Annotated in this window: 1 protein-coding gene and 1 pseudogene; both read left to right on the plus strand. The window is 76.4% G+C overall.

Annotated elements, in window-relative coordinates; genetic code table 11:
• On the plus strand, nucleotides 1-2,009 hold a 2,009-nt coding region (locus tag D6689_18500; protein RMH38833.1), incomplete at its 5' end, for a hypothetical protein.
• 627 nt (nucleotides 2,010-2,636) lie between these two features.
• Nucleotides 2,637-2,732 (plus strand): annotated as a pseudogene (locus tag D6689_18505) (tetratricopeptide repeat protein).
• Nucleotides 2,733-2,903: the final 171 nt, after the last annotated feature.

Genomic DNA, 2,903 nt, shown 5'->3' on the forward strand with positions numbered 1-2,903 from the left:
ACCTCGTGTTGCGGCTTCGGCTCGCCGCGGCGTTGCGCGAGGTCGGCCGTACCGACGACGCGGTCGCGCTGTACCGCAGCGTGGCGCTCACGTACCGCGACAGCGGCCGGCTGCAGCAGGCGATTGCCGTATGCAAGAGCGCGCTCGAGATCGAGCCTGGGAATCGCGAGATGCATGGGCTGCTCGCCGACCTCGACGGTGCGGTGCGGCGCGCGGCGCCGGCGGACGATGCGCCCGGGCCGGCGGCGCGTTCCGTGCGCGTCGTCGAGCCACCGCCGTCCGGCGCGCTCCCGAAGCCCCCGTCCCCGGAAGACTTCCGGCGCCGCTCGGGGCTGACTCCGGCGACGGCCGAGCTCGATCTGGACGTGCCGTCGCTGGCCACGCCGGGGGCGTCGGCGCAGAGCGTGCCGCCGGCCGGCCCGGCGCCCGCGCGCCGGCGCCGCCGTTCGTCCCTGCTGCGCGCGCACGCGCCGATCGATGCGACACAGCCGATGTCGCCGCCGGCCGCGCCCCGCACCAGCTCGGCGCGGCTGCGGATCACCCCGACACCGCTGCCGCCGCCGGCCGTCGACGACGACGACGAGAGCGTCGTGACCGCGCCGCACCCGCGAGTGCCGCGGGTGAGCGATCCGCTCGGTCGGACGGCCTCGGCGGAGCTGCCATCCGTCGCGGCCGGCGCCGGCGCGACCGTGCTCGACGACGAGGTGGACGACGACGCGGTGACGACGATCGCTCCCGACGGGCGGTGGGGCGCGCCGCCGGCACCGCCGGCGGCCGAGCCGCGCGCGCCGAGCGTGTTCGACGAGGCGACGCGACTCGGCGACTCTTTGGCGGCGGCCGGCGAGGCGGCGGTGCGCCCGGCGGGGCACACGCCGCCGCCGGTCCGGGTCCGGCGGATCACGCGCAACACGTTGCGCCGGCGCTCGAACGGGGCCGGCGACGCGACGGCCGAGCGCGCCACCGATCCGCACAGGGGCCCCCGCGCGGCGCCGCGGCCGGCCAGTGCGGGGCCGGACGACGCGACCCGGGTGGAGGATCCGCCGTGGCTGGCCGGCGGCGACGTCGACGAGGACGCGGAACAGACCGGCGAGCGGCCGGCCGCCGCGTGGGACGAGCCCCCGTTCGATGACGACAGCGGCTTCGCGGTGGCCGTCGATGCGCTCGCGCCGGACGGTACGGCGATCGATACGCCGTTGACGCTGTTTTCCGACCTGCCCGAGCCGGCGCTGTCGGAGTTGGTCCGCCGCATGCGGCTGGTGGCCGTGACGGCGGGCGACGTGATCGTCCGCGAGGGCGAGCCGGGCACGGCGTGTTTCGTGATCGCCGCCGGCGGCGTCCGGGTGCTCAAGCGCGACCCGTCCGGCGAAGCGGGGCTCATCGAGGTCGCTCGCCTCGGCGCGGGCGCGGTGTTCGGCGAGTTCGCGCTGCTCGCCGACCGGCGGCGCCACGCCACGGTGCAGGCGACGGAGGACAGCGAGCTGTACGAGATTTCGCAGCAGTTGCTGCGGGAACTGGCCCGCGCCCACCCGGACGTCGGCCCGGCGCTGGGAAGATTCTTCCGCGAACGTCTCGTGGCGACGTTGCTTGCGACCGCACCGTTTTTCCAGCCGCTGTCGTACCCGCAGCGCGCCGCGTTGCTGTCGCAGTTTCGCCCGCGGCGGTGCGCGACCGGCGAGCGCATCATCCGAGAAGGACAGCGCGCCGGCGGCTTCTATCTGGTGGTGCTCGGCGAGGTGGAGGTCACCAAGCGCGGGCCGGGCGACGAACCGGTGTCGCTGGCACGTCTCGGCGAGGGGTCGTATTTCGGCGAGATGTCGCTGCTTCGCGGCGGGACCGCGCGCGCGACGGTGACCGCCGCCGGACCGACCGAGCTGGCGGTGCTCGAGCCGGATGTGTTCTATCGCGTGGTGGCGAGCTATCCGGTGCTGTGGCAACAACTGCGCAAGGAAGCCCATCGCAGAGAGTTGCTTATGCAGCAGATCGTCGCCGGCGACACGGGCGCGGTGTGACGCGCCGCGGACGCGCCGCCCGTCGCGCACGCCGAGCGGCGGGCGCCGCGGGCGCGCAGGCGACAATGCGGACCGCGCTGCGCCGCCGCGCCGCGTCGCGGGCGCGACCGTGCGGGCTGCACCCGGCGCGCTACGCCGGAGGTTCGGTCTTGCGGCGCGCGATGATCCGCTCGAGCGCCGCGCCGGCGCACCGCGCCAGTTCGATGAGGTGCTCGTCGAACACCGGGTGGACGCGATCGTCGCCGTACGCGACGCCGACGACGCGATCGCGCACGCAGACGGGCAGGGCGGTGACCTCCACGGGATCGACGCCGAGCGCGGCGGTCGCGAACGCGCGCGCGGTCGCGTCCTGCACCGGCCCGTGGAACGGTAGCCGGGTGGCGACGATGTCCTGAAACAGCGACGGGCGGTCGAGCGCGAGCGAGGCGTCCCGGTCGACGCCCGAGCCCGCGGCGCTCCACGCGCGCAAGACGCCCCGCTGGACTGCGAAGAACGCGGTGCGCCGGAACGCGGCGGCCAAAAACGCGGTGACGGCTTCGATCACCTCGTCGCGGCGGGTCGCGCGGTCGAGCGCGTCGAGCGCGTCCGCGAGGCGGCGCACGGACGCGTCGTGCGCGGCCTGGCGGAGCGCCTCGACCTGGGTCGGGTCGGGCTCGGCGCCGGGCGGCTCGACGTCGGGCACCGGGATGCCGATGGGGGAGCTGGGCTCGTCCTCGTAGGCGCCGAGAAACGGCGGCGGGATGGTGGAGCCCGGCTCGCCCCAGCCGTCGTCGACCGAGGCCGCCGGCGGGCGCTCGAAGCGACCGGTCTGCTCCTGGTCGGTCGGCGCGCGCCGCGCGGGGACGGGCGCGGCGGCGGGCGGCGCGGCGGGCGCGGTGGCGGGCGGCTCGGGGC

This window comes from Deltaproteobacteria bacterium, assembly GCA_003696105.1.
In the GTDB taxonomy this organism is placed as follows: domain Bacteria; phylum Myxococcota_A; class Polyangia; order Haliangiales; family J016; genus J016.